Annotated in this window: 23 protein-coding genes and 1 other RNA gene; 11 read left to right on the top strand and 13 right to left on the bottom strand. The window is 68.8% G+C overall.

The window, feature by feature from the left end; genetic code table 11:
- Positions 1-84: 84 nt before the first annotated feature.
- On the top strand, positions 85-408 hold the full coding sequence (locus SPHME3_RS20305) for a hypothetical protein (RefSeq protein WP_081609117.1): 324 nt from the start codon (positions 85-87) through the stop codon (positions 406-408).
- A gap of 43 nt (positions 409-451) precedes the next feature.
- An RNA gene (ffs, locus tag SPHME3_RS20850) (signal recognition particle sRNA small type) lies at positions 452-545 on the top strand.
- A 210-nt stretch (positions 546-755) separates the two neighbouring features.
- Here the strand turns inward: ffs and SPHME3_RS0118290 are convergent.
- The 3 genes from SPHME3_RS0118290 to SPHME3_RS0118280 form a co-directional block, all read right to left on the bottom strand.
- Positions 756-1,436 carry a 2OG-Fe(II) oxygenase gene (locus tag SPHME3_RS0118290; protein WP_017977881.1) on the bottom strand — a complete coding sequence of 227 codons (681 nt, stop codon included), beginning with the start codon at positions 1,434-1,436 and terminating at the stop codon, positions 756-758.
- A gap of 83 nt (positions 1,437-1,519) precedes the next feature.
- The gene (locus tag SPHME3_RS0118285; protein WP_017977882.1) at positions 1,520-2,491 is read right to left on the bottom strand and encodes an RcnB family protein; all 972 of its coding nucleotides are present in this window, start codon (positions 2,489-2,491) and stop codon (positions 1,520-1,522) included.
- Positions 2,492-2,630: 139 nt separating this feature from the next.
- Positions 2,631-3,176, bottom strand: coding sequence for a (2Fe-2S)-binding protein (locus tag SPHME3_RS0118280; protein WP_017977883.1), 546 nt, complete (start codon positions 3,174-3,176; stop codon positions 2,631-2,633).
- A gap of 77 nt (positions 3,177-3,253) precedes the next feature.
- Between SPHME3_RS0118280 and SPHME3_RS0118275 the strand changes: the two genes are divergently transcribed.
- The gene (locus SPHME3_RS0118275) at positions 3,254-4,054 is read left to right on the top strand and encodes a DODA-type extradiol aromatic ring-opening family dioxygenase (protein ID WP_017977884.1); all 801 of its coding nucleotides are present in this window, start codon (positions 3,254-3,256) and stop codon (positions 4,052-4,054) included.
- Positions 4,055-4,151: 97 nt separating this feature from the next.
- Positions 4,152-5,444, top strand: a complete 1,293-nt coding sequence (locus tag SPHME3_RS0118270; protein WP_017977885.1) for a sugar MFS transporter — start codon at positions 4,152-4,154, stop codon at positions 5,442-5,444.
- A 1-nt stretch (position 5,445) separates the two neighbouring features.
- Here SPHME3_RS0118270 and SPHME3_RS0118265 read toward each other — a convergent pair whose 3' ends face one another.
- The 6 genes from SPHME3_RS0118265 to SPHME3_RS21455 form a co-directional block, all read right to left on the bottom strand.
- The gene (locus tag SPHME3_RS0118265; protein ID WP_017977886.1) at positions 5,446-6,564 is read right to left on the bottom strand and encodes a CaiB/BaiF CoA transferase family protein; all 1,119 of its coding nucleotides are present in this window, start codon (positions 6,562-6,564) and stop codon (positions 5,446-5,448) included.
- Positions 6,565-6,846: 282 nt separating this feature from the next.
- Entirely contained in the window at positions 6,847-8,031 is a 1,185-nt protein-coding gene (locus tag SPHME3_RS0118260; protein ID WP_017977887.1) for an acyl-CoA dehydrogenase, read from the bottom strand.
- A 121-nt stretch (positions 8,032-8,152) separates the two neighbouring features.
- Entirely contained in the window at positions 8,153-10,261 is a 2,109-nt protein-coding gene (locus SPHME3_RS0118255) for a TonB-dependent receptor (protein ID WP_017977888.1), read from the bottom strand.
- A gap of 130 nt (positions 10,262-10,391) precedes the next feature.
- The gene (locus tag SPHME3_RS0118250) at positions 10,392-11,174 is read right to left on the bottom strand and encodes a tryptophan 2,3-dioxygenase (RefSeq protein ID WP_017977889.1); all 783 of its coding nucleotides are present in this window, start codon (positions 11,172-11,174) and stop codon (positions 10,392-10,394) included.
- A gap of 24 nt (positions 11,175-11,198) precedes the next feature.
- Complete coding sequence (locus tag SPHME3_RS0118245; protein ID WP_017977890.1) at positions 11,199-11,492, bottom strand: hypothetical protein; 294 nt, start codon at positions 11,490-11,492, stop codon at positions 11,199-11,201.
- The gene (locus tag SPHME3_RS21455; protein WP_017977891.1) at positions 11,489-11,665 is read right to left on the bottom strand and encodes a hypothetical protein; all 177 of its coding nucleotides are present in this window, start codon (positions 11,663-11,665) and stop codon (positions 11,489-11,491) included. The genes SPHME3_RS0118245 and SPHME3_RS21455 overlap by 4 nt, the downstream gene beginning before the upstream one ends.
- A gap of 91 nt (positions 11,666-11,756) precedes the next feature.
- Here SPHME3_RS21455 and SPHME3_RS0118235 point away from each other — a divergent pair, with 91 nt between their 5' ends.
- Entirely contained in the window at positions 11,757-12,374 is a 618-nt protein-coding gene (locus tag SPHME3_RS0118235) for a S24 family peptidase (RefSeq protein WP_017977892.1), read from the top strand.
- Here the strand turns inward: SPHME3_RS0118235 and SPHME3_RS21450 are convergent.
- Entirely contained in the window at positions 12,371-12,541 is a 171-nt protein-coding gene (locus SPHME3_RS21450; protein WP_017977893.1) for a hypothetical protein, read from the bottom strand. The genes SPHME3_RS0118235 and SPHME3_RS21450 overlap by 4 nt on opposite strands.
- A 177-nt stretch (positions 12,542-12,718) precedes the next feature.
- Between SPHME3_RS21450 and SPHME3_RS0118225 the strand changes: the two genes are divergently transcribed.
- The 5 genes from SPHME3_RS0118225 to SPHME3_RS0118205 all read left to right on the top strand — a co-directional run bounded on the left by SPHME3_RS0118225 (position 12,719) and on the right by SPHME3_RS0118205 (position 20,860).
- A complete protein-coding gene (locus SPHME3_RS0118225) occupies positions 12,719-12,928 on the top strand; it encodes a hypothetical protein (RefSeq protein WP_017977894.1) in 210 nt (69 codons plus the stop codon).
- A 140-nt stretch (positions 12,929-13,068) separates the two neighbouring features.
- The gene (locus SPHME3_RS0118220; RefSeq protein ID WP_156021399.1) at positions 13,069-13,218 is read left to right on the top strand and encodes a hypothetical protein; all 150 of its coding nucleotides are present in this window, start codon (positions 13,069-13,071) and stop codon (positions 13,216-13,218) included.
- Positions 13,219-13,411: 193 nt separating this feature from the next.
- Positions 13,412-15,379 carry an autotransporter assembly complex protein TamA gene (locus SPHME3_RS0118215; RefSeq protein WP_017977896.1) on the top strand — a complete coding sequence of 656 codons (1,968 nt, stop codon included), beginning with the start codon at positions 13,412-13,414 and terminating at the stop codon, positions 15,377-15,379.
- A gap of 8 nt (positions 15,380-15,387) precedes the next feature.
- Positions 15,388-19,497: a translocation/assembly module TamB domain-containing protein gene (locus SPHME3_RS0118210; RefSeq protein ID WP_017977897.1), complete on the top strand. Its 4,110-nt coding sequence runs from the start codon at positions 15,388-15,390 to the stop codon at positions 19,495-19,497.
- A 49-nt stretch (positions 19,498-19,546) separates the two neighbouring features.
- Positions 19,547-20,860 carry a chloride channel protein gene (locus SPHME3_RS0118205; RefSeq protein ID WP_017977898.1) on the top strand — a complete coding sequence of 438 codons (1,314 nt, stop codon included), beginning with the start codon at positions 19,547-19,549 and terminating at the stop codon, positions 20,858-20,860.
- A 133-nt stretch (positions 20,861-20,993) separates the two neighbouring features.
- On the opposite strand, the gene SPHME3_RS0118200 is transcribed toward SPHME3_RS0118205, so the two are convergent.
- On the bottom strand, positions 20,994-22,229 hold the full coding sequence (locus SPHME3_RS0118200; protein ID WP_017977899.1) for an MBL fold metallo-hydrolase: 1,236 nt from the start codon (positions 22,227-22,229) through the stop codon (positions 20,994-20,996).
- Positions 22,230-22,364: 135 nt separating this feature from the next.
- Between SPHME3_RS0118200 and SPHME3_RS0118195 the strand changes: the two genes are divergently transcribed.
- Positions 22,365-23,948, top strand: coding sequence for an amidase (locus tag SPHME3_RS0118195; protein ID WP_017977900.1), 1,584 nt, complete (start codon positions 22,365-22,367; stop codon positions 23,946-23,948).
- 36 nt (positions 23,949-23,984) lie between these two features.
- On the opposite strand, the gene SPHME3_RS0118190 is transcribed toward SPHME3_RS0118195, so the two are convergent.
- Complete coding sequence (locus SPHME3_RS0118190; protein ID WP_017977901.1) at positions 23,985-24,386, bottom strand: DUF4345 domain-containing protein; 402 nt, start codon at positions 24,384-24,386, stop codon at positions 23,985-23,987.
- The gene (locus SPHME3_RS0118185) at positions 24,383-24,832 is read right to left on the bottom strand and encodes a DUF2721 domain-containing protein (protein ID WP_017977902.1); all 450 of its coding nucleotides are present in this window, start codon (positions 24,830-24,832) and stop codon (positions 24,383-24,385) included. The genes SPHME3_RS0118190 and SPHME3_RS0118185 overlap by 4 nt, the downstream gene beginning before the upstream one ends.
- Between the last annotated feature and the right edge of the window lie 47 nt (positions 24,833-24,879).

The raw sequence follows: 24,879 nt of genomic DNA, 5'->3' as shown, positions 1-24,879 counted from the left end.
ACGGGTTCAGGGATCGTGCATCGCGGATCGGCGATTGTACGCTCATGCCCGCTTTGGCGGGTTCATGAGAGGGAGTGTTCGATCATGAAGCTTGTCGCTCTATTCGGTGCCGCCGCGCTCGCCGCGGGCACCGTCGTCGCCGCCGCCCCGGCCGAGGCCGCTCCGGGGCCGCACGGCTGGCATGGCCCGCGTGGCGGACCGGGCTGGGATCGCGGACCCGGATGGGATCGCGGTCCGGGTTGGGATCGTGGGCCGGGTCGCCACCGCGGGTGGGATCGTGGTCCCGGCTGGGATCGGGGGCCGGGCTGGGGTCGCCCCGGTTATGGCTACGGCCGCAGCCGCGTCGTCTGCCGGTTGCAGCCGGGTTATTATGGGCCGGTGCGGCGCTGCTTCCGCGTATGGCGCTGATCTGACCACTTGATCCTGCCGCCCGACCCCGCCATATGCGCCGCGGGAGTCGGGCGGACGTGGTCGTCGCCAACCCGGTCAGGTCCGGAAGGAAGCAGCCGCAACGATTTCGCCGCGGGTCGTCCCGGCTCCCACCGCAGCATGCCAGGCATGCTGCGCGGCCGGCGGTGCTGAGCACTGTCCGACGTCATGGCTTCGCCATGATCCGTTTTTTTGTTTATTGAGCCTTCGGTCGCGGCATCCTCTGCGGCTCGCTCTGCTGATATGTGTGCGCAAAAGAAGCGGGACCCCGGATCAAGTCCGGGGTGACGGTGTACATGGGGCTAGGTGACCGAACGGCCCGAGCCTTATCCCCGTTTGAGCCACGATCCTTCGCGGAACCACTTGGTCACGATATATTTCGTGCCCTCCACCACATCCATGCCTTCGTGTAGCGTCAGCGTGTTGGGCGTGCCGTCCGGGTTCATGTTGTTCCAGGCGAGCAGTAGCCCGCGACGCGGGGCGATCTTGAAGCCGGCCTGCGGGAACCAGGTTTCGCCGCCTTCGGCGACGTCATTGAGGTAGATCATCGCGGTCCACGTTCGCTGCCCGCCCGACGCCTGGATCTGCGGCCAATAGCTTTCGGTGTCGTGGAAGTAATCGTGGTGCGCGCGGAAGTGCTGGCCGGGCGCGTAGCGCTGGCCCTGCATCGTCTCGCCCTTCTCATGGGGCAGGCCGAGCAGGTCGGCGATCGATTCGTCGATCGGCTGCACCTCTGGCGCATAGCGGTTCATGTCGCAGCTTTCGCTGGTACGAAAATCCGATTCAGGGCGGTCGGATAGCAGCGACGACGGCCGGCGGTCCGCGTCGATCATCGCGATCAGCGTGTCGCATTGCGCGGCATCGAGAAAATCGAGGTGGTAGAACAGCTCGACGCCCGACACCTCGGCCGCCGTCATCTGCGGATTGGCTGCAAGGCGGGTGGCGACCGCGCGACCCGTGTCGCGGCGTGCGGGCGAGGGGGCGGCGGCTTTCTTGCGGAAGAACATGGCGCGGGGAAAATGCCGTCGGGATAGGGACAAGACAAGAGGCCCGATGTCGCCACCGGGCCTCCCGTCATCCTGCCGATCGATCAGTAGAAGATGCCGTAGACCGCATCGACCACCAGCCCGCTGCGGACGTCGACGAGCAAGGCGTCGTCGTAATAGCGCACCCAGCGATACGGGCCGTAGGCTTCGGGCAGGCGATAGACGAAGGGATCGTCGATCCAGTAGCTCTGCGAGAAGAGCAGCGGCGCCAGCGAGATGCCGATCGAGAAGCGGCGGTAGCCATAGCCCCAGCCCGACGGCGCGTAATAGCGCGGCAGGCGGAAGACACCGCGGTTGGCCGCGCGCTCACGCGCCCAGTCATAGCGCCGGTCGTTGCGCCAGCCCCGATCCCAATTGTTACGGCCCCAGTCGTTGCGGCCCCAGTCGTTGCGGCGGTCGAAGCGGCCGCGCTGGTTCCAGCCCTGATCCCAGCCGCGCTGTTCGGTCCAGCGCCGGTCGATGTCCTGACGCCGCTGCCAGTCGCGCTGTTCGCGGTCACGGCGCTGCCAGTCCTGGCGTTCGCGGTCGCGGCGATCCTGATCGGCACGATCCGGTCCGGGGCGATTCCAGTCGGGGCGGGGACCCGGGTCGATGCCCGGTCCGGGCCGGCCCGGACGCTGCCAGTCGGGGCGGCGCTCCATGCCGGGATCGGGGCGATCCGGCCGATCGGGGCGCTGCCAGTCGGGGCGTTGCCCATCGGGGCCGGGGCGCCGATCCGGGCCGGGCGCGGGGCCTTGGCCGTCCGGGCCGCCGGGCCGGTCGCGGCGCCACTGACCGCCATCGGGGCCGCCGGGGCGCTCGCCGCGCCATTGCGGGCGCTCGGTACGAATCTGGGCATCCACGCCGACCTCGGCCGACAGCGGCGGACGACCACCGTCGGGGCGCGGGCCACCCGGCGCCTGCCAGTCGCCACGACGGCCGGGACCGCCAGGGCCGCGCTCGCCCACCTCCTGCGCCTGCACCGCAACCGGCATCAGCATCGATGCAGCCAGCAACGCCTTGATCACGCTCTTCATGACGAACGTTCGTCCTTCCACTGCCGGCGCACGAGCCGGCCCCGATGATGACGTCGGAATGACACACCGGCGCTGTGCCGAAGCTGAATTGGTTCGTCAGCGTTGCGAAAGCTTGGGCCCGTGGCGGACCCGTTTTCGCCTACCGCGCGGGCGGCGGCACCAGCGCGGGAACGACGCGGGCGGCGTCGGCGGGATCGATGCCGGGACGGGCGCCGGCGGGGATGGTTTCCTCACCCCGCGCGGCGCGGGCGGCGCGCTGGATCGCCTCGACCAGCCGCGGATAGATGCCGCAGCGGCACAGGTTGCGGATCGCTGCCTTGATCGCCGCTTCGTCGGGGTCGGTGTCGCGCTTCAGCAGTACCGACGCCGCCATGATGATGCCGGGAATGCAGAAGCCACATTGCGGCACGTTGGCGGCGATGAAGGCGAGTTGCAGCGGATGGTTGCGTTCGCGCGACAGCCCCTCGATCGTCGTGACGTAGCTGCCCTCGATCGACCCGATGGGAACGCGGCAGGACAAGACGGCGCGACCGTCAATATCGACGGTGCAGGCACCGCAATCGCCGGTGCCGCAGCCATATTTGGTGCCGGTCAGGTTCGATGCGTCGCGCAGCGCCCACAGCAGCGGCGTTGCGGGGTCGAGCCGATATTCGACCGGCTGGTTGTTGACCGTGAGGCGCGACATGAAAGCCCCATAAGCGAAACGCGGCGTTTCGATCCACAGCGATTGCGGACGCGACGGCGTGCGGCGATCTTGGCGGTATGACGCTTCCGACGCTTTTCGTGCCGCATGGCGGCGGCCCGTGCTTCTTCATGGATCCGCATGGCGGCCCGCCCGACCCAATGTGGCGGCCGATGCAGGCGTATCTTGCCGGGCTCATCGCGTCGCTGCCCGAACGGCCGCGTGCGATCCTGATGGTATCCGGTCATTGGGAGACGCCCGATCTGACCGTGCATGTCGGCGAGCGACCCGAGCTGCTGTTCGACTATTACGGCTTTCCCGAGCACACTTATCGCCTGCGTTGGGATGCCCCCGGGGCGGTCGATGTGGCACGGGCGGCGGCAGACCTGTTGCGCGCGGCAGGGCATGCCGTCGGCGAAGAGGCGGTGCGCGGCTGGGACCATGGCGTCTTCATCCCGATGATGGTCGCCAACCCGGACGCAGACATCCCGCTCGCCCAGCTGTCGCTGCGGGCCGATCTGGACCCCGCCGCGCATATCGCGATCGGGCGGGTACTGGCGCCGCTGCGCGATGCGGGGGTGCTGATCGTCGGATCGGGGATGAGCTTCCACAATCTGCGCGCGCGGGGGCCCGAGGTGACGCCGGTCGCGCGCGAATGGGACGATGCGCTGGTCGCCGCCGTGACCGATCCCGATCCGGCGCGGCGCGCGGCAAGGGTGGCAGCGTGGGAGACGCTGCCGTACGCGCGCTTCGCGCACCCCGAGGCGGAGCATCTGCTGCCGCTGATGGTCGCGCTGGGGGCGGGCGCCGACGATGCGGCGCTCTGTGATTATCGCGACGTGGTGATGGGCTGGGCGGTGTCGGGGTTTCGATTCGGGTGACGGGTATGCCGGGGGTCGGTGGTGCCGCTTGCCAGCGATGGCGGCGGGCGCCTATGCGCTGGGGATCATAATCTTCCCCAGGAGAGGCTGCCAGTCCATGGCCATGCATGTCGACACAACCCAAGCCGCGGCCCGCGGCGATGCCGCGCACGGCTATGACGCGCCCGACCTGCGCATCTTCGTCATCGCGCTGTTCTTCATCTTTGGCGGTATCACCAGCCTCAACGACATCATCATCCCGAAGCTGAAGGAGCTGTTCACGCTCGACCATGCGACGTCGATGCTGGTCCAGTCGGCCTTCTTCCTGGCCTATGCGCTGTTCTCGCTGCCAGCGGCGGCGATCGTGCGCAAGGCGGGCTATATGCGCACCGCATCGATCGGCCTCGTCACGATGATGGTCGGCTGCCTGCTCTTCATCCCGGCCGCGCAGAGCGCGACCTTCGCGATGTTCCTGGTAGCGCTGTTCGTGCTGGGCGCGGGCATCACGATCGTGCAGGTCGTCGCCAACCCGCTCATTTCGCTGCTCGGCAAGCCAGAAACGGCGTCGAGCCGCCTGACCTTCGCGCAGGCGTTCAACTCGCTGGGCACCACGATCTTCCCGCGCGTCGGCTCGTCGCTGATCCTCGGCGGGCTCGCCAGCGTCAGCGCGGCGTCGCTGAGCGGCGCGGCACTGGTAACGTACCGTCAGGAAGCGTCGCAGGCGATCGTCCACACCTATCTGGGCCTCGCCGTCGCACTGCTGGTGATCGCCGCCGTCGTATGGACGCGTCGCAACCGCCTGAAGGAAGAACAGGACCAGACGGGCAGCATCTTCCACGCCTTCACCCTGCTGAAGCGCCCGCGCTTCGCGATGGGGGCGGCGTGCATCTTCCTGTACGTCGGTGCGGAAGTCGCGATCGGGTCGGTCATCGTGCTGTATCTGATGCAGGCGTCTGTGTTCGGTATCGGGGATCAGGCCGCGGGCAATTACGTGCCTTATTATTGGGGTGGGGCGCTGGTCGGCCGGTTCATCGGTTCGTGGGTGCTGACGCGGGTTGCACCGGGCAAGGTGCTCGCCGCCGTGGCGACGGGCGCGATCGCGCTGATCCTGATTTCGGCGAACACCACCGGCGCGCTGTCGGGCTATGCGCTGCTGGCGATCGGCCTGATGAATTCGATCATGTTCCCGACGATCTTCAGCCTTGCCAGCGAAGGCCTGGGCAAGCGCGCCGCGGAAGGATCGGGCGTCATCGCCACCGCGATCGTCGGCGGCGCGATCATCCCGCCGCTGACCGGCAAGATCGCCGACGTCACCGGATCGATGCAGTTTTCGCTGACGCTGCCGGCGATCTGCTACGCGATCATCCTCGCCTATGGCCTGTATGCGCGCCGTTCGGCGGTGGCGGCCTGAGCTATAGGCCGAGGCTCGCGATCTCCGCGGGTGTGAAGCCCAGATCGGCGAGTGTGGCGGCATCGGTCCGCTCGCTCGCCAGCGCGGGGGACACAGTGGCGCTTGCCGAGTAGCGCGGGGCGGGGGCGGGCTGGACCACGCCGCCCGCCTCGACCAGCGTCCCCCGCGCGACATTATGCGGATGGGCGGTGGCTTCGTCGAAGTCGAGGACAGGGGCCACGCACGCCTCGCTGCCCGCAAACGCTGCGACCCAGGCATCGCGCGACTTGGTCCGGAAGACGGCCGCCAGACCGTCGCGCATCGCCGGCCACGCGGAGGGATCGAGCTGGCGGTCCCACAGCGGATCGCTGAGGCCGAGAACCCGGCGCAGCGCGGCGTAGAAGGCTGGCTCGATCGCGCCGACCGCGATCCATTTGCCATCCTGCGTTTCGTACGTGTCGTAGAAGGGGGCGCCGCCGTCGAGCAGGTTGGTGCCGCGCGTGTCGCTCCACCGGCCCATGCCGCGGAAGCCCCAGATCATGCTCATCAACAGTGCCGATCCGTCGGTCATCGCGGCGTCGACGACCTGTCCTTCGCCGCTGCGTTGCGCGTGGAGCAGCGCAGCGAGCATACCAAACGCCAGCATCATGCCGCCGCCGCCGAAATCGCCGACCATGTTGATCGGCGCCGTCGGCTTGTCGCCGGCGCGCCCGAAGGCGTGGAGCGCGCCGGAGATGGCGATATAGTCGATGTCGTGGCCAGGGTCGGCGGCAAGGGGGCCGGTCTGTCCCCAGCCGGTCATGCGACCGTACACGAGGCGCGGATTGTCGTTGAGCAGCACGTCGGGGCCGAGGCCCAACCGCTCCATCACGCCGGGGCGGTAGCCTTCGATCAGGCCATCGGCGCTCGCGACGATACGGCGGACCGCGGCGATGCCCTGCGGAGTCTTGAGGTCGATCGCGATGGAGCGACGCGAGCGCAGCAGCGGGTCCTTGGTCGGATCGCTGAACCCCGGCTGGGGGCCGCGATCGATACGGATCACCTCCGCGCCATGGTCGGCGAGCATCATGCCGCAGAACGGGCCGGGACCGATCCCCGCCATCTCGACGATACGCAGCCCGGTGAGCGGCGGTGGCGCCATGGGTTCTCTCCCTCTGTTTCGGGGGAGGGTAAGCGGCGCGACGAGCGAGCACAACAAATGTTATGCCATGTGCGCGACGTCTTAGCCCGGGCAATGCCCCACTTCCGTCACCCCGGACTTAATCCGGGGTCCCGCTACTCGGCTGCTGCCCAAGAAGCGGGACCCCGGCTCAAGGCCGGGGTGACGAGATATGTGACGGATCGCTGCGTCACAATCGAGCCTTCGTCGCCGTTACCGCGGAGACGGACGGGCGAACGGCCTTGGCGCCCCCGCGCGACGTCCTCAGAACGCCGCGATGCCGGTGATTGCGCGGCCTAGGATCAGCGCGTGGACGTCGTGCGCGCCTTCGTAGGTGTTGACCGTTTCCAGGTTCATCGCATGGCGCATCACCTGATATTCGCCGCTGATGCCGTTGCCGCCGTGCATGTCGCGCGCCATCCGGGCGATATCGAGCGCCTTGCCGACGTTGTTGCGCTTGACGATCGAGACCATCTCGGGCGCGAACCGCCCCTCGTCCATCAGGCGACCGACGCGCAGCGAGGCTTGCAGGCCAAGCGCGATCTCGGTCTCCATGTCGGCGAGCTTCTTCTGGTAGAGCTGGCGGCCGGCAAGCGGCGTGCCGAACTGCTTGCGGTCGAGGCCGTATTGGCGCGCGGCGTGGAAGCAGAATTCGGCCGCGCCTAATGCGCCCCAGCTGATGCCGTAACGCGCGCGATTGAGGCAGCCGAACGGACCCTTCAGCCCCTCGACATTGGGCAGCAGCGCGTTGTCGCCGACCTCGACATCCTCCATCACGATGCCGCCGGTGATCGAGGCGCGTAAGGAGAGCTTGCCCTCGATCTTCGGCGCGGACAGGCCCTTCAGTCCCTTGGTGAGGATGAAGCCGCGGATTGCGCCGCCGTGTGCGTCGCTCTTCGCCCAGACGACGAAGACGTCGGCGATCGGGCTGTTTGAAATCCAGGTCTTGGCGCCGTTGAGGACATAGCCGCCGTCCACCTTGCGCGCCCGCGTCGTCATGCCGCCGGGGTCGGAGCCGGCATCGGGTTCGGTCAGGCCGAAGCAGCCGATATATTCGCCGCTGGCGAGCTTGGGCAGGAAGGCGTGGCGCTGTTCCTCCGAACCGTAGGCGTAGATCGGGTACATCACGAGGCTCGACTGGACGCTCATCATCGAGCGGTAGCCGGAGTCGATCCGCTCGACCTCGCGGGCGACGAGGCCATAGGCGACGTAGCTGGCGCCGACGCCGCCATATTCTTCCGGGACGGTCGGGCCGAGCAGCCCCAGTTCGCCCATCTCTCGGAAGATCGCGGGGTCGGTATGTTCGTGCTGGAACGCCTCGACGATGCGCGGGGCGAGGCGATCCTGCGCATAGGCGCGCGCGGTGTCGCGGATCATCCGCTCGTCTTCGCTCAACTGTTCGTCGAGCAGGAAGGGATCCGCCCAGTCGAACTTGCCCATGCCGGCCATCGCATCGTCTCCTTTTGAAGAGCCGGTACGGGAGGATGGGGGAGGGGGCAAGGGGGCAGCCCATCCATCCCGTCACCCCGGAACACGTCCGGGGTGACGAGGGGCATGTGCCGGGCGGCGGTTACAGGCCGAAGCGCAGCGTCACGCGGATGTCGCGGCCGGCGAGCGGCGCGAAGTCCTTGAGGAAGCTCGAATGGCGGCGCGCCACGACATCGAAGATGTTGTTCGCCGACAGCAGCAGGCTGGTCTTGCTGTCCTGCCCGAACGGACGGATCGAGGCGCTGGCGTTGACCATCGTATAGCCTGGCGTGCGCGTTTCGAAGGCGGCGAGGCGATTTTGCGCGAACACATGCTCCGCCTCGATCCGGCCACCCAGCCGGTCGCCCTGCGCTTCCAGCCCGCCGAGGACACGGGCCGGCGGGATGCGGGGCACGGGGCCGACGTCGACGATATTGGCGTGGACGTAATCGCCGAGCAGGTCGGCGTTGATCGTGTATTTTCCGATGCGGGCGAGGCGGACCGAGGCGTCGGCCTCGAACCCGTAATAGCGCGCGTCGCCCTGCTGATACTGGAAGCAAGGCAGGCCCGACAGGTCGTCGGTGCGGGCGAGGCAGACGGCGGGGTCGACGCGGTTTTCCGAAATGTAGTTGGTGAACCAGTTGTAATAGGCCGAGGCATCGAGGCTGAAGCCGTCGCCATGCGCGTGCAGCGTCGCCTCGAGGCCCCAGCTCTTTTCCAGGCTGAAGTTCGGGTTGCCGAGCTCATAGGCCTGGGTGCCAGCGTGTGGGCCGTTGGCCAGCAACTCCTCCGCCGAGGGCGCACGCTCGGTACGCGAGCCGTTGAGGCCGATGCGCACTCCGTTGGCGATCGCATAAGAGGCGCCGATCGAGCCGGACAGCGCCTCGAAATGGCGCTTGCCCCCGAAGAAGCGGTCGTTGCCCACCGGCACGCGGCCGGCGACGTCGGTCAACTCGTAGCGCAGGCCACCCTCGGCGCGGAACGGGCCGTTGGCATATTGTTGCAGCGTGAAGAAGCCGGTCTGGTTGGTTTCGTTCTTGGGCAGGAAGGCTTCGTCGCCGACGACGTTGAAGATGCGGTTGAAATATTGAACGCCGCTGGCGCCCTGCCAACCACCGCGATTGGCCTGGACCAGCTCGAGACGCCCTTCGAGGCCCTTGTTGTAGAAGGCGGTGCCGACGCTGCCGTCCTCTTCGAGTTCGAAGTGGCGGTAGTTCGCCTGGCCGGCGCGGATGCGAATCTTCTCGAGGACGCTGCCGCCGGTCTGCACCTCGCCGCGCAGGTCGACGCGGTTCTGGACGACGGAGAGGCGCGGCGCTTCCTGTTCTTGGCCCACCGCGGTCGCGTAGCGGATGGGGACGCCGTACAGGCTGTCATAATGGCTGTACGACACGCCCAGATTGCCGGTGTCGGTGATGATCGATGCGCCGGCACCCGCAGTCCACGTCTCCGACGCCGAATTGGGCAGGCGGTTCCGCAGCGCGGCCGAGGCGGCGAAGTCGATGGGTTCGTCGGTATCCTGTGGCAGGCCGACCTGGCTGAGCGCGGCGGCACGGGCGGCGGGGGAGAGGATGTAGCCGCGGCCGGTGCGCAGGTCGTTCGACTTGAGGTACGATCCGTCGGCGTGCAGCACGATGTTCTTGGTGACCGCGACGTCACCCGCAGCACCGCCCGACCGCTCGGTCGCCGCCGAGCCGTACGCGGCGATCCCGTTCAGACGATAGCCGTTTTCGGGCACGGTGCGCGGAATGCGCGTGTCGATGACGTTGACGACGCCGCCGACCGCGGACGATCCGAACAGCAAGGCGGACGGGCCGCGCAGCACCTCGACCCGCTCGGCGAGCAGCGGATCGATGATGACGGCATGGTCGACGCTGGTGTTGCTGACGTCGATCGCGCCGATACCGTCGGTTAGCACGCGGATACGGTCGCCCTGGAAGCCGCGCAGGATGGGGCGCGAGGCGCTGGGGCCGAACGAGGTCGCGGATACGCCGGGCTGGCGGGCGAGCGTTTCACCGATCGTCGGGCGCAATTCGCGGGTCAGCTGCTCGCCCGACAGGACGGTGGTGCCCTGCAATACGTCGCGCTCGCTCTGCGGTACGGCGGCAGTGACGATGATGTCCTTGCCCTGCGGTGCGGCTTCGGGGGCGCCGGTCTGGGCGAAGGCGGGACTGGCGAGCAGGCTGGCGCCGGCGAGCAGGAAGGTGCGCATGAATACTCCGCGTAAGAACAGGCCCGGACCCGGGCCTTGTGCAAGTGCGAGGCGTCTGTGCGACGTGATACGTTATATCAAGATGAAATCGGTGTGACGGCGCGGTTACGTCAGCACTGTGGCCCCGATGCTACAGGCTGGTGCGGACGTTGAGCAGTTCGGGGAAGAAGCGCTGTTCGACCACACGCGCCAGATACGGGACCCCCGCGGTGCCGCCGGTGCCGGTCTTGAAGCCGATGACGCGCTCCACCGTCTTCAAATGGCCGAACCGCCACAATTGCACGTGATATTCGAGGTCCACCAGCTTTTCGGCGAGCGCGTACAGATCCCAATGGTCGTTGGGATGGCCGTAGATCGTCGCCCAGCAGGCTTCGACGTCGGGCGACGGGGGGACGCTTTGCGCGAAGTCCCGCTCCAGCCGGTCGGCGGGGATCGGCAGGCCGCGGCGCGCGAGCAGGCGCAACGCCTCGTCATACAGGCTGGGGCGGGCGAGTTCGTCGGACAGGCGGGCGCGGACGTCGCCCTCGTCGAACACGTCGACCATCGCCGGATTGCGATTGCCCATCACGAATTCCAGGCTGCGATACTGGTCGGACTGGAATCCCGAGCTCGACCCCAATTTGCCCCGCATCGCGGCGTAATCGGCGGGGGTCATCGTCGCCAGCACCTCCCACGACTGGATCAGCTGCGCCTGGATTCGGCTGACCCGTGCCATCATCTTGAGCGCCGGTGCGACGTCATCCGCAGCGATCCGCCGCCGCGCCTCGCCCAATTCGTGCAGGCACAATTTCATCCAGAGTTCGGACGCTTGGTGGATGGTGATGAACAGCAGTTCGTCGTGGACGCCGCTCAACGGGCTCTGCACGTCGAGCAGTTCGGGCAGGCGCAGATAGCTGCGGTAGGTGATCGTCATGGCGACAGCGTAGCGTGGCCTGATTCAGGCTTCCAGTAGCACCAGCAGTTCGAGCCGCATGGCGTCCGCGTCGCGTCGCAGCGCGAGGTCGGCAACGAGGCGACCGGGCGCAGACAGCTCTTCCTCCGGCAAGGCCGCGAACCAGACGGTGGCGTCGCCATCGACCGTCACCGCCATGGTCAGGCGATAGCCAAGGAAGGTGGCGCTGGACCAGGGCGTTTCCGAAAAGTCACTAAAAGTCGCACCGACGCCATAGTTTCGCGCACTGCGTTCCAAGGATTTCAACAGCCTGGCATGCGGGTCGTGGCCACGGCTCATGCGCGCCGCTCCGCCATGAAGCGTTCGATGCGATGTTCCAGATCCCGGCCGACGATCCGGCCGCGCATCATGTCGGTCACGAGCCGGGGATCGTTGACCGTCCGCCGCCCGAACTCGCTGCGCGACATCTTGGTCACGCGCAGATAGCGATCGATCTTCAACAGCAGGCACATGCATCTCCCTCCCGAGTCCGCGAATCATGTTCCTCATATGTTCTCATCGTTCCGGCTTGTCTAGGAAAAATCCTACGCTAAGGTCGGGCCTGTGGAGCAGGACGATCCAAGGGGGCGGCTGAAGGCCCTGGCCGATGCGCGAGGCGACAGCCTGGCGGCGCTGTCGGCGATGATTGGGCGCAACGCGGCCTATCTGCAGCAATTCGTGATGCGCGGTTCGCCGCGACGGCTGGCGGAGGACGACCGGCGGCGGCTGGCGGACTATTTCGGGGTCGACGAGGCGGCCTTGGGCGGGCCGCAACAGCGGCGGGCGTTCACGGTGCCGCGGCTGGACGTGGCGGCGTCGGCGGGGCCGGGTGCGCTGGTCGATAGCGAGATCGTGTTGGGGGCCGAGGCGCTCGATCCGGCGCTCGCCGCGCGACTTGGCTTGCGCGAAGGGCTGACGGGAATCGTGCGGGTGCGTGGCGATTCGATGGAGCCGGGGCTGATCGACGGCGACCTGATCGTGGTCGACCGGGCGCGGCGGTCACCGGATACGACGGGCGCGGTGTTCGTGCTGCGCGTCGACGATGCGGTGATGGTGAAGCGCGTGGCGCGCGGGCGGGACGGGCTGACGATCAGCAGCGACAATCCGTCCGCGCCGCCGGTGCCCGAGGGGACGGTCGAGGTGATCGGCCGCGTCGTCTGGCTGATGCGCGCGCCGCGTTAGCGCTGTCGGTCGCGCAGCCAGACCGCGACGGCACCGGCGGCGCCGATCGCCAGCCCTGCCAGGAAGCCGATCGTTACCTGTCCCTGCATCAGCCCGATGGCAGTGCCGCCGATCGAGCAGAGGGCGATCAGAATGCCGCCCGCGGCGGAAGGAGGAGTGTCGGCCATGGTCGAGCCCTGCCACGTCCCGCGCCGGGACGCCAGCGTCCCCGCTTGGGACGCGCGGGACGGCAGGCCGCACAGGCATTTACCATCGGACGCGGCAGGCGCGCGCCGATCCGCCGACATTGGCACGGCGATTGTAGATACGACTGGTGCCGCGTTCGCTTGAGGAGTTTTTCGCTTATGGTCGCTTTGTATGTCGCCGATGCGCAACAGGTCGCCGAGGCGGCCGAGCTGATCGCGACGTTCGGCGATCATGCCCCGGTCGAGGCCGCGATCCGCGCAGGCCATATGCGCGACATCGGCAACCACGTGCATTTCTGCCGCTGGCGTCAGACCGAGCGACTGGTGGAGCTGCTGGCGTCGGACGAGGTGGTCGGTACGGTCCACTGAGCCGCGCGCGCAGGATTCGGGATGCCGGCGCATGACGTCATCCGCCCGACAGTGTTTTGTCATGTGGGCGCTGCGATCCTCCGCAGATGGAGCAGCGCAAGGACAGGTGGCGGACGCCGTTGAGCTTGGGGAGCGCCGCCGTGGGTTTCGCCATCGCGCGGCTGGCGTTCAATAACGTCTGCCTCATCAAGCGACATGACCTTATCCTGTTGGCGGCCGTGACAGCGCCGTCGATTGTGCTCGATGTCTATCGGCTGGTACGCCAGCGCTGGCCCGTAACCGCCAAATAGCATCGCCGGCGTGTGGGCGGGGTACGTGCGAACGCAGGAGCACAAGCCCGGGCAAAACGTCGACACATGGGATGCGCGACTCTGGGCTTCGGCGTCTGCATGCGTCCGGCCGGTTCCTCGCCGCGTCGGGTCGATCGGGATTCGCGCCGGTGTGGGACTTTTGCGCCGGGGCGCCGCGCGCTAGGACAGGCGCATGGTGTCGCGTTGGGGGTGGTTCGGGCTAGGCGCGACTGCCGCGTTCCTTGTTGCCGGATCGGCTGCGGCGCAGACCTCGCCCGCGGGGGATACCACGCGTCCGCAGACCCCGCCGACCACGGATGGCGTGTCGCTCGATCCCAATGCCCCGCTCGCGGCATTGCCCGATATCGGGGTCGCCTGGCCCGAGCTGAAACCCGACGCGACCGAGGCGGCCGCGACGCAGGCGACCGATGCGGCGGGCGAGCGGCGCTATGGCTGGCGGATCGAGGGGATCGATAGCGCCGCGACGCCGCTGCTGCGCCGCCGGTTCGAGGAATTGTCGACACTGGCGGAGAATGACGGCAGCGCCGCCAATGCCGCGCAGCTCGACCGGCGTGCGCGCGAAGACGGCGACCTGCTGCGCACGTTGCTGCGCGGCGAGGGCTATTACGATGCGCGCGTCACGACGCGGATCGAACCGGGCGCCAAGCCGCAGGTGGTGCTCGCAGCCGAGCCCGGGACGCTGTATCGCTTCACCGCGGTGACACTGGGCGGCGTCGGCGCGGCGGGGGACAAGGCGCCGGTGCTCGACAAGGCCTTCGGGGTGAAAGCGGACGACCCGGTCAACGCCGACGCGATCGTTGCGGGCACGACGCAGCTGCGCGCGAAGGCGGGGCAGGCGGGCTTCCCCTTCGCCGACATCGGCGAGCCGCAGATCGTGGTGGATCATGCGACCAAGACCGCGACGCTCGACCTTGCCGTCGCGACCGGCAACGCGCGGCGGTTCGGGCGGATCGTCGCACTGCCCGGCAATCGGGTGTTCGACGCGGACCATGTGCAGGAGATCGCGCGCTTCCAGCCCGGGGATGCGTATAATGCCGCGTCGCTCGATGATCTGAAGCGCGCGCTGATCCAGACGGGCCTCGTGTCCTCCGTCGAGGTGAAGCCGATCGCGGACGCCGATCCGGGCACGGTGGATATCGGCGTCAAGATGGAGCCGGCGCCGCCGCGCACGATCGCGGGCGAGCTGGGTTATGGCACGGGCGAAGGCGCGCGCGCCGAAATCAGCTGGACGCACCGCAACCTGTTCCCGCCCGAGGGCGCGCTGACGCTGCGCAGCGTGCTGGGCACGCAGGAGCAATTGGGCAACATCGTCTTCCGCCGCAGCAATGTCGGCGGGCGCGACCGGGTGCTGACGCTGCAGGCCGCCGCCGCCCATACGGTGCGTGACGCCTATGACGCGAAGACGTTCACGCTGGCCGGCAGCCTGGAGCGGCAGACGACGATCTTCTTCCAGAAGGCGTGGACCTGGTCGCTGGGCGGCGAACTCATCGCGTCGGACGAGCGCGACGTGATCGCGGCGACGGGCGAGCCGCGGCGGCGCACCTTCTTCATCGGCGCGGTGCCGACCAGCCTGAATTACGACGGGTCGGACGACCTGCTTAATCCGACACGCGGCTTTCGCATCGGCGGGCGGTTCAGCCCGGAAGTGTCGTTGCAGGGCAATGTCTTCGGCTATGCGCGGATGCAGCTGGATGCCAGCGCCTACCAGCCCGTCCGTAGCGGCGTGGTGCTGGCGGAGCGCATCCGGCTGGGGTCGATCCTGGGCGCGCCGCGCGACCAGATCGCGCCGTCGCGGCGCTTCTATGCGGGCGGCGGCGCGTCGGTGCGCGGATACGGCTTCCAGGCGATCGGCCCGCGCGACGTCAACAACGATCCGATCGGCGGGCGCAGCCTGGCCGAATTTTCGATCGAGACGCGGGTCAAGACGTTCGGGAATTTCGGCATCGTGCCGTTCCTCGACGGCGGTACGGTCTACACCACCGCCTTCCCGGGGTTGGGCGATTTCCAATACGGCGCAGGCGTCGGCGTGCGCTATTATTCGAACTTCGGGCCGATCCGCCTCGACGTCGGCACGCCGCTGAACCCCAAGCCGGGCGATAGCCGCATCGCCGTCTACGTATCGCTGGGGCAGGCGTTTTGAGGCGCGCCTTGCGCTGGCTGGGGCTGGGCATCGCCGCGCTGGTGGCGGTGTTCGTCGCCGCGCTGGCGCTGGTCGACACCGGCATCGGCCATCGCTGGGTCACGGAGCGGATTGCGACGGTGCGCACCGCGAACGGGCTGCGCTTCGCGATCGGGCGGATCGACGGGTCGCTGTATGGCCGGGCGCGGCTGACCGATGTGCGAGTCTACGATCTCGATGGACTGTTGCTGCAGGCGCCATCGGTCGATCTCGATTGGCGGCCCTGGGCGTGGGTGCGGCATCGGCTGGTGATCCGGCGGCTGGCGGTGGGGCAGGCGATGCTGTTCCACGCGCCGCATACGCGGGCAAACCCGCAGCGCGGACCGATCTTGCCCGATTTTGATATCGCGATCGACGATCTGCGTGTCGATCGACTGGTGCTCGCGAAGCCGGTGCTCGGCACGCCGCGGGTCGGGCGGATCGCGGGGCGGGCGGATATTCGTGACGGACGTGCCCTCGTGCGGCTCGGCGCGGTGGTCGCGGGGACCGATCGGCTGGCGGTGCGGATCGATGCCGCGCCGGATCGTGACCGGTTCGATATCGACGTGCGCGCAGCCGGCGCTGCGACCGGTGTGCTCGCGCGCAGCCTCGGCGTGCGGCGGGCGGTGCGGCTGGACGTCGACGGCAAGGGCAGCTGGACGCATTGGCGTGGGCGCGCCGTCGGACGTATCGGTACGGCACGGGCGGTCGACCTCACGCTGGCGGCGGATGCCGGCCGCTATACGCTGGGGGGCGAGGTGGCGACGGCGGGATGGACCAGCGCGGTCGTCCAGCGGCTGACCAGCCCACGCGTGCGGATCGCAGGCTCGGCGACCTTCGCCGACCGGCGGCTCGACGGCACGCTGTCGCTGCGCAGCACGGCGCTGGCGATGACGACGACCGGGGTGATCGATCTCGGCACATCGGCCTGGCGCAACGTGCGGATCGAGGCGCGGCTTCTGCGCCCCGCCGCAGTGATCCCGACGATGAGCGGCAGCGGCGTCGTGCTGCGCGCGGTGCTGGATGGCGGGTTCCGCACCGCGCAGTTCGACTATCGCCTGCGCGCCGACCAGCTGGCGATCGACCGGACCGGCATGCGCGGGGTGCGGCTGGCGGGCAGCGGACGACTGGGCGGCCGTGTGCTGACGATGCCGACGCGCTTCGTCGCGGCGGAGGTGACGGGTGTGGGCGACGTCGCGGGCGGCATCCTGCGCAATCTCAGCCTCGACGGGCCGGTGCGGCTGACGGGATCGCTGCTGACCGCGGATGCGCTGCGGCTGCGATCGGACAAGCTCGACGGGCGGATCATGGTGTCGCTGAATCTGGCGACCGGGCGATACGAGGCGGGGCTGAACGGGACGCTCGGGCGGCTGTACATCAAGGGGCTGGGCGTCGTGGACGTCCGATCCGATCTGCGCGTCGTGCCGGAGCCGGGCGGCAAGGGCACGCGCATCGTCGGGCGTGGGATCGCGCAGGTCGTGCGGCTCGACAACGGCTTCCTGCGCACGCTGACCGGCGGTTTGCCGCGCGTCGTCGCGTCGCTGGAGCGCGCGCCCGACGGGACGATCCGCTTTGCCGATCTGGTGCTGACGTCGCCGCTGCTGACGTTGCGGGGCAGCGGTTATCGCCGCAACGACGAGACGTTCCATATCGACGCGACCGGGCGGCATGCGCGCTACGGCCCGGTGACGATGCTGCGGCTGGACGGGAAGATCGATCGGCCGACGCTCGATATCGTCTTCGCCGCGCCCAATGCGACGATGGGGCTGAGCCAGGTGCGACTGCACCTCGATCCGACGCCGACCGGCTTCAACGTCCAGGCGCAGGGCGGATCGCGGCTGGGGCCGTTCGCGGGGACGGGGCGCATCCTGCTGTTGCCGCCGGGCGTCGACGACGTGCTGTTCGTCGACCGGCTGGCGGTGAGCGGCACGGTTGCATCGGGTCGGCTCGCGATGCCGCCGGGCGGGTTCGAGGGCACGCTGGCGGTGGCGGGCGGCGGCCTGTCGGGTGCGCTGCGCTTCCACCCGGTGGGCACGGTGCAGCAGATCATGATGAGCCTGGATGCGGCTAATGCGCAGCTGTCGGGTGCGACGCTGCGGCGTGGGCATCTGGAGGCGACGCTGCTGCTCGATCCGGCGGGCGCGTCGATCGACGCGACCGCATCGGGGCAGGGGCTGCGACAGGGGCGGCTGAGCCTCGCGCGCTTTGCGGGGAACGCCAAGCTGCGTGGCGGCACGGGCGAAATTCGTGCGTCGATCGCCGGATCGCGGGGGCGCGCGTTCGACGTACAGACCGTGATCGCGGTGGCGCCGGATCGGTATACCGTGTCGGCGCAGGGTACGCTCGATCGCCGGCCGCTGAAATTGCTCGAACCCGCGATCGTCACGCGCGATGGCGACGGGTGGCAGCTGGCGCCGACCAAGCTCGCCTTCGCGGGTGGCGAGGGCAGCCTGGCGGGGCGGTTCGCCGACAACGCGCTGGCGGTGGATGCCAGCCTGACGCGCATGCCGCTCGCGATCCTCGACATCGGTTTCCCGCGGCTGGGGCTGGGCGGCACCGCGTCGGGGCGGATCGTCTATGCCAGCCGGGCGGGCGAGGCACCGACGGGACGGATCGACCTGACGCTGCGCGGGCTGAGCCGTGCGGGCCTCGTCCTCGCCTCGCGACCGATCGACGTGGGGCTGGCGGGCGTGCTGTCCGCCGACCGGCTGGGCGTGCGCGCGGTGATGGCGTCGGGCGGGCGGACGATCGGGCGGGCGCAGGCGCTGCTCAAGCCGCTGGGGGCGGGCGACCTTGCCAGCCGTATCGCCGCCGCGCCGCTGATCGCGCAGCTGCGCTATCAGGGGCCGGCGGATACCCTGTGGCGGCTGACCGGCGTCGAGCTGTTCGACCTGTCCGGCCCCGTCGCGATCGGCGCGGACGTCAGCGGGCGGATCGGCGCGCCGGTGATCCGGGGCGTGTTGCAGGCCAATGGCGCGCGGATCGAAAGCGCCGCGACCGGCACCGTGCTGACCAACGTCGTCGCCAGCGGCAAGTTCGGGGGATCGCAATTGCAGATCGACCGCTTCGCCGCCGATGCGGGCAAGGGCGGGCGCGTGACGGGTGTCGGCACGTTCGATTTCGGCGCGGCGCGCGGCGTGGGGGTCGACGTGCGCTTGCAGGCGGATCGTGCGGTGATGATCAACCGCGACGATTTCGGTGCGACCGTCACCGGGCCGCTGACCTTCTTGTCCAAGGGCGTCGGCGGTCAGATCGCGGGTAACGTCCTGCTCGATCGCAGCCGCTACCGCCTGGGCCAGGCGAGTGCCGCCACCGCCGTACCGCGGCTCAACATCCGCGAGATCAACCTGCCCGACGGCGGCGAGGAGGACGAGGCGCCGCCATCGCCCTGGACGCTGGCGATCAAGGCGAAGGCGCCCGACAAGATGATCGTCAGCGGCCTGGGCCTGTCGAGCGAATGGTCCGCCGATCTGTCGATCGCGGGCGAGCCGGGCAATCCGGCGATCACCGGCCAGGCGACGCTGGTCCGCGGTGACTACGAATTCGCCGGCCGCAAGTTCGAGCTGCGTCGCGGCATCATCCGCTTCGGCGGCGAGGTGCCGGCCAATCCCGCGCTGGATATCGAGGCGAATGCCGACAGCACGGGCCTGAGCGCCTCGATCCGCGTCACCGGCACCGCGCTGAAGCCCGAGATCAGCTTTACCAGCGTGCCGGCGCTGCCGCAGGACGAATTGCTGTCCCGCCTGCTGTTCGGCACATCGATCACCAAGCTGTCCGCGCCCGAGGCCTTGCAGCTCGCCGCGGCAGTGGCGGCGTTGCAGGACGGCGGCAATGGCCTCAACCCGATCAACGCGGTACGGCGTGCGGCGGGGCTCGACCGGTTGCGCATCCTGCCCGCCGATCCGCAGACGGGTCAGGGCACGTCGATCGCCGCGGGCAAGTTCGTGACGCGGCGGCTGTATGCGGAAATCGTCACCGACGGGCAGGGCTATTCGGCGACGCGGCTGGAATATCAGGTCACGCGCTGGCTCTCGCTGCTGTCCAGCATCTCCACCTTGGGCCGGCAAAGCGCGAACGTGCGCGTGTCGAAGGATTATTAACCCGCCGCCAGCGGTTCCGCTGAGCGCCATCGTCGGCTAGGGCCTGTCCATGTCCGACGCATCTGCCCCGTCGCCGCGTTCCCGCCGCTGGACGCTTTACCGCCTGCGCGCGCTGCTGCGATCGCGCGGGCCGACCAGCGTGCGCTTCCGGCGGCGGATCGCGGTGATCACCGGGGCGATCCTGATCGGCATCGTCGCGGTGCTGTTCGCCGAAGCGGCCGATTATACGGGACTGGTGTTCAGCGCCTATGCGCGCACCTGGCACTGGCTGCCGCTCGTCACGACGCCGCTGGGCTTCATGGCGCTCGTCTGGCTGACGCGGCGGTTCGTGCCGCTGGCGCGCGGTTCGGGCATTCCGCAGGTGATGGCGGCGCAGACCGACCCGACCGCCGCGATGGGCGGGCTGATCGCGGTGAAGACGGTGCTGGGCAAGGTCGTGCTGACGATGGCGGCGATCCTGTGCGGCGCGAGCGTCGGGCGCGAAGGGCCGACGGTGCAGATCGCCGCGGCGGTGATGGGGATCAGTCACCGCGTGCTGCGCGTGCCGTTGAAGGGCGCGGTGGTGATCGCGGGCGGCGCGGCGGGCGTCGCGGCGGCGTTCAACACGCCGCTGGCGGGCGTGATGTTCGCGATCGAGGAACTGGCCGCCGCCTATGAGCAGAAGGTGACGCTGCTGGTGCTGTCGGCGATCGTCATCGCCGGCCTCGTCGCGCAGAGCCTGGCGGGCGACTATATCTATTTCGGGGCGATCGGCGCGCATATGCCGACTGCGAGCGCGCTGATCGTCGTGCCGGTCGCGGGCGTCTTCGGCGGACTGGCCGGCGGGCTGTTCTCGCGCGTGCTGCTGGGGCTCGCCAGCGGGCCGGGTCGCGTGACGCGCTGGACGAAGGCGAACCCGGTGTTGTTCGCCGGCATTTGCGGCGTCGTCGTCGCGGTGCTGGGCGTGTTCTCGGCCGGGCTGACCTGGGGCACTGGCTATTCCGCGGCGCGGGCGATGATTATCGGCGTCGATGCACCCTTGTGGTTCGGGCCGGCGAAGGCGCTGGCGACGACGGCGACCGCGGTCGCCGGGCTGCCCGGCGGCATCTTCGCACCCAGCCTGGCGGTAGGGGCGGGCGTCGGCAATCTGCTGCATGCGGTGTTCCCGAACGATCCGGCGGGCGCGGTCGTGATCCTCGGCATGGTCGCCTATTTCGCGGGCGTCGTGCGCGCGCCGCTGACCGCGGTGATCATCCTGTCCGAAACGACGGTCAGCCGCGGGCTGTTGCTGCCGATGTTCGCCACCGCGTTCATCGCCGACTGGGCGAGCCAGCTGGTGTGCCGCGAGAAGCTGTATCACGGGTTGTCGCAGACGTTTCGGTGAGGCGCGCGACCACCAGCCCCTCCTCGTCATTCCCGCGAAGGCGGGAATCCAGATGCGCTACCGTTTCGCTTCTGTCGCTGAGGTTAGAAGTTATGGATTCCCGCCTTTGCGGGAATGACGGGGTGTGTTCGGTTTAGCGCAGCGCGCGCACCTCGGGCGTGTCGAGGCAGCGCATCATGTCGGCGGACTGCATCGCGCGGCCGGTCTGCGGCGCGGTGTAGACGGGCACGTCGAACGGCTTGCCGAGCCCTTCCGCGGTAAAGCCGCTGCCACCCGTGCAGCGCATCGCCGCCGCCAGCATTTTGGGCGGCGTGTCATAGCCTTCGTAGGACAGGCGGAACGTGCCCCAGTGGATCGCCATCGATCGCGCCGCGCCCAGGCGCTGGTGGATGAGCGCCGCCTCCGCAGGGCCGACATGGCTGCCCGACGACATTTGACCGGGCGCGAAGCGGAAGGCGCCGATCGGGATCATCGCAAAGCGGATCGGGCCGTAGGTCGCGGCCTCCGCCGGCCACAGGCCATCGCCGAAGCCGGTGTCGCCCGCGAAGAAGATGTTGCCGCCGCTGGGCAACGCGACGACGAAGCTGGACCAGAGCGCGCGGTTGCGATCGGTGAACCAGCGGCTGCCCCAATGGTGGTTGCGCGTCACGAAGACGCGGGCGCGGTCGCCGGGGCACCAGCTGTCCGGGTCACAGCGGATGTCGCTGCTGGTGTCCTGAATCCCGGCGGCGGTGAGCGTCGCGTTGCCGCCCCAGTCGAGTGCCGTCGCCTCCGCGCCGGTCTGGCCGATGACTCTGTCGTTGCCCAGGCTGGTGACGATCGCGGGGTGATCGCGCTCCCACAGCCGCTTCAGCGTCGCCTGATCGAGGTGATCGTAATGATTGTGGCTGACCAGCACGAGATCGATCTTGGGCAGATCGTCGAACCGGATGCCGGGTGCTGCCACGCGCTGCGGACCGAAGCCGAACGGGCCGGCGCGCTCCGCATAGATGGGGTCGGTGAGGATGTTGAGGCCGTGCGTCTGGATGAGGACGCTGGCGTGGCCGATCCACGTCACGACCATGCGATCGCCGTCGATCCGCGCGGCGGGGCGGGACGGTGTGACCGTCACGCTCTTCGGCCATTCGGGACGCCCGTCGTTTCCGGTCAAATAACGCCAGAAGAAGCCGGTGCGGCTGCCGCCCGTGGGCATGCGCATCGTGTCCTGATCGCCATCCGGATTGAAGAAGCGCTGCCCGTCGTAATGGTCGCTTTCGTCGCCTTCGTAATAGATGCGGTCGAGGAAGCGCGGGACGATCGTCACGGTGAGGCCGAATGCGATGACGAGCGCCAACACGATGCCGCCGATGATCTTCAGTGCCAGCGCCACGGCAGCCCCTTTGGAGATTGATGCGGGTGAACGCCGCGGAGGTGCCGTGGGTTCAATGGCGCGTCAATCGCGGGTGGGCATGGGGAGGGGACTTGTGCGGGCCGCGCGCTCGGCTAGCATCCCGCCGCAAAGGGGATGGATATGCGTCGGATCGCGTTGGGTTTTCTGCTGGCGAGCGCGGTGCTTGCAACGCCGGCTGTCGCGCGTCGGGTGACGGTCGAAGAGGTGCCGCTGGAGCAGGTGCAGGCGCTGATGACCGCGGGCAAGGCGACGAGCGTCGAGGTGACGCGCGCCTATCTCGACCGGATCGCCGCGCTGGATCGCAAGGGGCCGGCATTGCGCAGCGTCATCGCGATCAATCCCGACGCGCTGGCGCAGGCGAAGGCGCTGGATGCCGAACGCAAGGCGGGGCGTATCCGGGGGCCGCTGCATGGCGTGCCGGTGCTGATCAAGGACAATGTCGAAACCGCCGATCGGATGGCGACGACCGCGGGTAGCCTGGCGCTGAAGGACAATGTTACCGGGCGCGACGCGCCGGTGGTGGCGCGGCTGCGCGCGGCGGGCGCGGTGATCCTCGGCAAGACGAACCTCAGCGAATGGGCGAACATCCGATCGACGCACGCGATGAGCGGGTGGAGCGCGGTCGGCGGGTTGGTGAAGAACCCCTATGCGCTGGATCGTACCGCGTGCGGATCGTCGTCCGGTTCGGGCGCGGCGGTGGCCGCGAGCTTCGCCGCGGCGGCGGTGGGGACGGAAACCGACGGGTCGGTCGTGTGCCCGTCGTCGATCAATGGCCTTGTCGGGTTGAAGCCGTCGATCGGCCTCGTCAGTCGCACGCATGTGGTGCCGATCAGCCATTCGCAGGACACGCCCGGGCCGATGGCGCGCAGCGTGCGCGACGTCGCGGTGCTGTTTTCGGCGATGGTCGGGCCCGATCCCGCCGATCCGGTGACGGCGGGCGCGGTTCCGCGCGATTATGCGGCGGGGCTGTCGGTCAGCGCGCTGTCGGGGATGCGCGTGGGTGTCATTCGGCCGAAGGACATGCCGGCGGACCTCGCCGCGCGCTACGACGCAGCGCTGGCCGTGCTGACCGCGGCGGGCGCGGTGCTGGTGCCGGTGACGCCACCCAAGCTCGATGGGGTGGGCGATGCCGAGTTCATGGTGCTGAAGACCGAACTGAAGGCCGATCTGAACGCGTACCTCGCGACGACGCCGGCGGCGGTGACGGCACGCGACCTAGACCAGCTGATCGCCTTCAATCGCGATCATGCGACGCAGGAAATGCCGTTCTTCGGGCAGGAGATTTTCGAGATGGCGGCGCAGACCAAAGGCCTGCGCGATCCCGACTACGTAGCCGCGCGGGCGAAATCGCTGAAGGCGGCGAGCGGGGCGATCGACGGTATGCTGGCGGCGGCGGGCGCACAGATACTGGTCGAGCCGACCTATGCCGAGGCGTGGCTGAGCGATCCCGTGTATGGCGACCAGTATAACGGACCGTCGTCGTCAGAGCTGCCGGCCATCGCCGGTTATCCCAATCTCACCGTGCCGATGGGGCTGGTGAGGGGGCTGCCGGTGGGCTTGTCGTTCATCGCGACGAAGAACGGCGAGGCGACGGTGCTGGGCGCTGGCTATGCCTATGAGCAGCGGGCGAAGGCGCGTGTGGCACCGCGGTATCTCGCGCAGGCGGATGTGGGGGCGGGGCTGGAGGGGAGTCGCTGAGGTCCCGCACCCACCCTACCCCGCGGGTAAGGTGGATTAGGCGCGAAACCGCTTTTCCAGACGCCACTGCCACAGCATCAGCAGCGGCACCGCGCCAAGCTCCATCGCGAAGCCGAACACATGCCCCGCGGACGGTGCGCCGACCGCGAGCAGCGATACGATCCGGCTGAGACCGCCCGCCACCACCAGCGCACCCAGCAGGCGGAAGCGGGGGCCCTTGCGCTCGATGCCGGGGATGCACGTCGCGAACGCGATACCGACGGCGAAGAAGATGCCGGAGATGTAGCGGAAATGGCTGTCGAGATCGGTCGGGATCACCGGGGGATGGCCGAGAAAGCCGGGCCCCCGCGCCACGCTCCAGCCGCCGACCGACAGCGGCACGAGGCAGGCGAGCGCCACCACGATTTGTAGCGCACGGCGCTCCACCGCGGGGCTCACGACAGGATTTCCTTTCGCACGTGGATCGCGCGGAGCGACACACGCACCTCCCACATGAAGGCGGCGAGGCAACAGGTGAGCAGCGTCACCGCGACGATGAAGCAGAAGGCGATGCCGGTGCCGATGTGCAGCCGCGCAATATTGGCGACGAACAGCATCGCAATGACAATGCACGCCATCACCGCGCTCAACACTGCGAGGAACAGCGCCGCGTTGATGATCGACATGCGTTCGTCGAGCAGTTTCAATTCCCAGATGTCGCGTTGCTGATCGCGGCCGCTTTCGGCGATCACCCGTTCTTCCAGCACGCGGGCGCGATCGATGACGCGGGCGAGGCGGCCGGCGAGCACGTTCAGGATCTGGCCGATCGCCGCCAGCATGAAGACGGGGGCGAGCGACAGCTGGATCGTCTGCGCGATCGTGGACACCTGGAGCAACGTGGGCATGGCGCCATCATATCCGGGACGGCGCCGCGTGAAAGGGCCGATCCGTG

It is taken from the genome of Sphingomonas melonis DAPP-PG 224 (assembly GCF_000379045.1).
Taxonomy (GTDB): domain Bacteria; phylum Pseudomonadota; class Alphaproteobacteria; order Sphingomonadales; family Sphingomonadaceae; genus Sphingomonas; species Sphingomonas aquatilis.
This window is presented reverse-complemented; position numbering and strand designations above follow the sequence as displayed.

Excerpts from the sequence above, each read along its gene's own strand:
- SPHME3_RS0118225 (WP_017977894.1), top strand. The coding sequence starts at position 12,719 with ATGGTCGCTTTGTATGTCGCCGATGCGCAACAGGTCGCCGAGGCGGCC.
- SPHME3_RS21455 (WP_017977891.1), bottom strand. The coding sequence starts at position 11,665 with ATGTGCCTGCTGTTGAAGATCGATCGCTATCTGCGCGTGACCAAGATG.
- SPHME3_RS0118265 (WP_017977886.1), bottom strand. The coding sequence starts at position 6,564 with ATGGCGCCACCGCCGCTCACCGGGCTGCGTATCGTCGAGATGGCGGGG.
- SPHME3_RS0118290 (WP_017977881.1), bottom strand. The coding sequence starts at position 1,436 with ATGTTCTTCCGCAAGAAAGCCGCCGCCCCCTCGCCCGCACGCCGCGAC.
- SPHME3_RS0118245 (WP_017977890.1), bottom strand. The coding sequence starts at position 11,492 with ATGAGCCGTGGCCACGACCCGCATGCCAGGCTGTTGAAATCCTTGGAA.
- SPHME3_RS20305 (WP_081609117.1), top strand. The coding sequence starts at position 85 with ATGAAGCTTGTCGCTCTATTCGGTGCCGCCGCGCTCGCCGCGGGCACC.
- SPHME3_RS0118205 (WP_017977898.1), top strand. The coding sequence starts at position 19,547 with ATGTCCGACGCATCTGCCCCGTCGCCGCGTTCCCGCCGCTGGACGCTT.
- SPHME3_RS21450 (WP_017977893.1), bottom strand. The coding sequence starts at position 12,541 with ATGGCCGACACTCCTCCTTCCGCCGCGGGCGGCATTCTGATCGCCCTC.
- SPHME3_RS0118185 (WP_017977902.1), bottom strand. The coding sequence starts at position 24,832 with ATGCCCACGTTGCTCCAGGTGTCCACGATCGCGCAGACGATCCAGCTG.
- SPHME3_RS0118260 (WP_017977887.1), bottom strand. The coding sequence starts at position 8,031 with ATGGCCGGCATGGGCAAGTTCGACTGGGCGGATCCCTTCCTGCTCGAC.
- SPHME3_RS0118280 (WP_017977883.1), bottom strand. The coding sequence starts at position 3,176 with ATGTCGCGCCTCACGGTCAACAACCAGCCGGTCGAATATCGGCTCGAC.
- SPHME3_RS0118255 (WP_017977888.1), bottom strand. The coding sequence starts at position 10,261 with ATGCGCACCTTCCTGCTCGCCGGCGCCAGCCTGCTCGCCAGTCCCGCC.
- SPHME3_RS0118270 (WP_017977885.1), top strand. The coding sequence starts at position 4,152 with ATGGCCATGCATGTCGACACAACCCAAGCCGCGGCCCGCGGCGATGCC.
- SPHME3_RS0118285 (WP_017977882.1), bottom strand. The coding sequence starts at position 2,491 with ATGAAGAGCGTGATCAAGGCGTTGCTGGCTGCATCGATGCTGATGCCG.
- SPHME3_RS0118215 (WP_017977896.1), top strand. The coding sequence starts at position 13,412 with ATGGTGTCGCGTTGGGGGTGGTTCGGGCTAGGCGCGACTGCCGCGTTC.
- SPHME3_RS0118275 (WP_017977884.1), top strand. The coding sequence starts at position 3,254 with ATGACGCTTCCGACGCTTTTCGTGCCGCATGGCGGCGGCCCGTGCTTC.
- SPHME3_RS0118195 (WP_017977900.1), top strand. The coding sequence starts at position 22,365 with ATGGATATGCGTCGGATCGCGTTGGGTTTTCTGCTGGCGAGCGCGGTG.
- SPHME3_RS0118250 (WP_017977889.1), bottom strand. The coding sequence starts at position 11,174 with ATGACGATCACCTACCGCAGCTATCTGCGCCTGCCCGAACTGCTCGAC.